The 4,978-nt window shown below is 73.4% G+C and carries 2 protein-coding genes; both read left to right on the top strand.

The genetic code is table 11. The features are described from left to right. A partial coding sequence (locus ACFPZN_RS55625) for an amino acid adenylation domain-containing protein (RefSeq protein WP_378293459.1) occupies positions 1 to 2,925 on the top strand: 2,925 nt, incomplete at its 5' end. A 154-nt stretch (positions 2,926 to 3,079) separates the two neighbouring features. Beyond that, a partial coding sequence (locus tag ACFPZN_RS55620) for a condensation domain-containing protein (protein WP_378293457.1) occupies positions 3,080 to 4,978 on the top strand: 1,899 nt, incomplete at its 3' end.

Genomic DNA, 4,978 nt, shown 5'->3' with positions numbered 1-4,978 from the left:
CGTCCGGCGACCGCGCCGTCCGTGCCGCTGCACGCCGACGACCTCGCGTACGTGATCTACACCTCGGGCTCGACGGGACGTCCCAAGGGAGTCGCGGTCGGTCATGCGGCGGTCGTCAACCAGCTGCTCTGGATGCAGGGCCGGTACGGGCTCGCGGCTGATGACCGGTCGGTGCAGAAGACTCCGCTGGGGTTCGACGTCTCGGTGTGGGAGCTGTTCTGGCCGTTGATCGTGGGTGCGGGCGTGGTGGTGGCCCGGCCCGGCGGTCATCGCGATCCGGCCTATCTGGCCGAGTTGATCGTGCGCGAGCGGGTCACCACGGCCGAGTTCGTTCCCTCGATGCTCGCGGCCTTTCTCGAGGAGGAGGGTGCGGTCAGGGCGGCGGGGAGTCTGCGCCGGGTGTTCTCGGGCGGGGAGGCGCTGCCGGCAGGGTTGGCGGCCGAGTTCGGTGAGCGGCTGGGGGTGCCGCTGGACAACTCGTACGGGCCGACGGAGGCGACGAACAGCGTGACGGCGTACACGTGCTCGTCCGTGGCCGGGACGGGTGCGGTGCCGATCGGGCGTCCGGTGTGGAACACGCGCCTGTTCGTGCTGGACGAGTTCCTGTGCCCGGTCCCGGCGGGAGTGGCCGGGGAGTTGTACATCGCCGGGGTCCAGCTCGCGCGGGGATATGTCGGCCGGGCGGGCCTGACCGCGGAGCGGTTCGTCGCGTGCCCGTTCACCGGCGCCGGTGCGCGGATGTACCGGACGGGCGACCTGGTGCGGTGGGACAAGGCCGGGGAGCTGGTGTTCGCCGGTCGCGTGGACGAGCAGGTCAAGATCCGGGGTATCCGGATCGAGCCCGGCGAGGTCGAGTCGGTGCTGGCCGGCGACGCGACGGTCGGTCAGGTCGCGGTGATCGCCCGCGAGGACCAGCCGGGTGTGAAGAGGCTGGTCGCCTACGTCGTCCCGGCCGACGGCGCCGGCGGCGTGGACGAGGCGGCGCTGCGGGCGCGCGTCGCGGACCGGCTGCCCGACCACATGGTGCCCGCGGCCGTGATGGCGCTGGACGCGCTGCCGTTGATGGTCAACGGCAAGCTGGACCGGGCCGCGCTGCCCGCGCCTGACCTGGCGGGCCGGGCGACCGGCCGGGCCCCGGCGACCGTGGCCGAGGAGATCCTCTGTGCGGTGTTCGCCGAGGTGCTCGGGCTGGAGACGGTCGGTGCGGACGATTCGTTCTTCGCGCTGGGCGGCGACTCGATCATGTCGATGCTGGTGGTGGCGCGGTCCCGCAGGTCGGGCCTGCTGATCACCGCGCGGCAGATGTTCGAGCAGCAGACCCCGGCCGGGCTCGCCCGGGTCGCCGAGCCGGTGGCCGCGGCCGGTCCGGCGAAGGCCGAGGACATCGCGACGGGGACGTTCCCGCTGACCCCGGTGATGCGCGAGACGGCCGAGCGGGCGGGCCCGGTCGCGTTGACGGGCCGGTACTGCCAGTCGATGCTGCTGACCGCGCCGCCCGGCCCGGACCTCGACACCATGGCCGCGACGCTCCAGGCGGTGCTGGACACCCATGACGTCCTGCGCGCGCGGCTGGAGGCCGACACCCCCGAGATCGCCACGTGGCGCCTGGTGGTGCCGCCCGCCGGGGCGCCGGCGGGGCGGACCTGCCTGCGCCGCGTGGACGTCGGCGGGCTGGACCCCGCGGCGGTGGCGGAGGCGATCGAGACCCACTCCTGGCAGGCGATGAGTCGCCTGGACCCGCGCGGCGGCGCGATGGTCCAGGCCGTGTGGTTCGACGCGGGCCGGGACGTGCCCGGCAGGCTGCTGCTGGTCGTCCATCACCTGGTCATGGACGGGGTGTCGTGGCGGGTGCTGCTGCCCGACCTGGCCGCGGCGTACGCGGCGGTGTCCGCCGGACGCGAACCCGACCTGGAGCCGGCCGGGACGTCGTTCCGGCGCTGGGCCGAGGAACTGGCGGCCCAGGCGGCCGGTACGCGGCGGACCGCCGAACTGCCCGAGTGGAGGCGGATGCTCGCCGGTCCGGACCCGCTGCTCGGCGACCGGCTGCCCGATCCGGCTCGCGACACCATGGCCGAGGGCATGAACCGGGTCGCGCTGCCGGTGCCGGGAGAGGTGACGTCGGCGCTGCTGACCCGGGTCCCGGCGGCGTTCCACGCCGGGGTCGACGACATACTCCTGGCGGGCCTGCTGGCCGCGATCGCCGAACGGCGCCGCGGGCAGGGGCGCGACCTGGTCGGCGGGGTGCTCGTGGACGTGGAGGGCCACGGCCGCGAGCCGCTGGACGACGACATGGACCTCACCCGCACGGTCGGCTGGTTCACCAACGGATATCCGGTGCGCCTGGATCCGGGCGGAGCGGATCCCGCCGGGGTGCGGGCCGGCGGCGAGGCGGCGGGTCACCTGGTCAAGCGGGTCAAGGAGCAGCTGCGGGCCGTGCCCGGGGACGCGCTGGGCTACGGGATGCTGCGCTACCTCAACCCGGAGACCGCGCCGGTGCTGGCCGCGCTGCCCACCCCGCAGATCTCGTTCAACTACCTCGGGCGCTACGCCACCTCCGAGGCGGACGGAGCCCCGGCCGCGGGCCGGCGGGCGGAGGTGCCCTGGCAGCCCGCCGGGGAGACGGCGCTGGGCGGCGGCGCGGACGCGGACATGGCGGCCACGCACACGCTGGAGGCCGCCGGACTGGTGCGGGACCTGCCCGGCGGGCCCGAGCTGACCGTGTCGCTGACGTGCCCGGCCGGGGTGCTCGACCGGACGGCGGTCGAGGAGCTGACCGCCGGGTGGGTGGACATGCTGGGCGGCCTGGTCGCTCACACCGCCGATCCCGAGAGCGGCGGATACACCCCGTCCGACTTTCCGCTCGTGGCCCTCGCACAAGATCAGATCGAGGAACTCCAGGCGAAACTCGCGCAAGGAATGGGCTGAGCCCGGCGGCGCGGCCCGGAAACAATTATCCGGCCGAATCGAACGAGGGATTCTGGTCAGTTGGACACGGCCTTACCAGGGCTCTCACTTGGTAAAGTCCAAAATTGGTTGAGTTTGCACGAGGCTTTGTTCTGGCGGGGCGAGAGGGAGCTCGATGACTCAGATCCGTATTGAGGATGTGTGGCCGCTGTCGCCCCTGCAGGAAGGGCTGCTCTTCCACGCCTGGTATGACGAGCGGGCGCGCGACGTTTATGTCGGGCAACATATTCTGGATCTGGCCGAACCCCTCGACACCGGGCTGCTGCGAACCTCCTGGCAGGCGCTGCTGGACCGGCACGCGAGCTTACGCGCGGGATTCCAGCAGCCCACCGGGGCGCAGCAGCTCGTCCAGGTGATCGCGAGCGGTGTGCGGGTGCCCTGGCGCGAGCTGGACCTGTCGGGACGGCCCGCCGCGGAGGCGGCGGAAGAGCTCGCGCGCGCCGCCGAGCAGGAGCGGTCGCGCAACTTCGACCTGTCGGTGCCGCCGCTGCTGCGCCTGCTGCTGGTGAAGCTGGCGGGCGGCGAGTACAGGCTCGTGGTCTCGATGCACCACATCGTGCTCGACGGCTGGTCGTCCCCGATCCTGTTCGACGAGCTGGCCCGGATCTACGCCGCGGGCGGTGACGCGGGCGGCCTGCCCCCGGTGACGCCGTATCGCGAGTACCTGGCATGGCTGGCACGCCAGGACAAGGACGCGGCGCGGCGGGCCTGGCGGCGCGCGCTGAGCGGGCTCACCGAGCCGACGCGCGTGGGCCCGGCCGAGCCGCCGAGCGCGCCGGTGATGCCGCACTACGTGACCGTGCGCGCGACGGAGGAGCTGACGGAGCGGCTGCGAAGCCTGGCGGGCGGCCGCGGCCTCACCCTGAACACGGTCGTCCAGGGCGCCTGGGGACTGGTGCTCGGCAAGATCACCGGCCGGGCCGACGTGGCCTTCGGCGCCACGGTGGCCGGGCGTCCGGCGGAGCTGCCGGGCGTGGAGCGCATGCTCGGGCTGTTCACCAACACCGTCCCCGTGCGGGTCCGCCTGGAGGCCGGCGAGCCGTTCGGAGAACTGCTGGCCAGGCTCCAGGGCGAGCAGTCGGAACTGCTGGCCCACCAGCATCTGGGCCTGGCGGAGATCCAGCGCGTGGGCGGTCCCGGCGCCAGGTTCGACAGCCTCATGGCGTACCAGAACTACCCGCGCGTCGGTGGCGGCGGTCAGCCGGGCCCCGGCGGCCTGAAGGTCACCGGCGCCGAGGGCGAGGACGCCTCCCACTACCCGCTCACCCTGCTGGCCGCCGCCGCGGACCGGCTCGACCTCGGCCTGGAATACCGGCCGGACGTGTTCGGCGAGGAGGCGGCGCAGGCTCTGCTCGACCGGCTGGTCCGGGTGCTGGAGCAGGTCGCCGCCGACCCGACGGTCCGGACGGGACAGGTCGGGGTGCTGTCGGACACCGAACGCCGTCATGTCGTCGTGGAATGGAACGACACCGTCCGGGATGTGCCGGGCGAGTCGTTGGTGGACCTGTTCGAGGCTCAGGTGGCGCGGTCCCCGGACGCTGTGGCGGTGGTCTGTGAGGGGACCGGGTGGTCGTACGCGGAACTGGACGCGCGGGCGAACCGGATGGCGCACGAACTGATCGCGCGGGGGACCGGGGCCGGCGCCCTGGTCGGTGTCGCGATGGACCGGTCGGCGGAACTGCCCGCGGTGCTGCTGGGGATCATGAAGGCGGGCGCCGCGTACGTTCCGATCGATCCGGAGTACCCCGCCGACCGCATCGCCTACATGCTCGGCGACGCCCGCCCGGCGGTGGTGGTGTGCACGACCGCGACCGAGGAACTCCTGCCCGGCGAGGCGGGAGCCGAGCGGCTGGTGATCGACGAACCGTCGGCCGCCGCCGCGCTGGCGGCTCGTCCGGCGACCGCGCCGTCCGTGCCGCTGCACGCCGACGACCTCGCGTACGTGATCTACACCTCGGGCTCGACGGGACGTCCCAAGGGAGTCGCGGTCGGTCATGCGGCGGTCGTCAACCAG

The sequence above is a fragment of the Actinomadura rugatobispora genome (genome assembly GCF_042656285.1).
GTDB classification, from domain to species: domain Bacteria; phylum Actinomycetota; class Actinomycetes; order Streptosporangiales; family Streptosporangiaceae; genus Spirillospora; species Spirillospora rugatobispora.
Note: the sequence above shows the minus strand (reverse complement) of the source record. Positions and strands in the feature narration are given on the sequence as shown.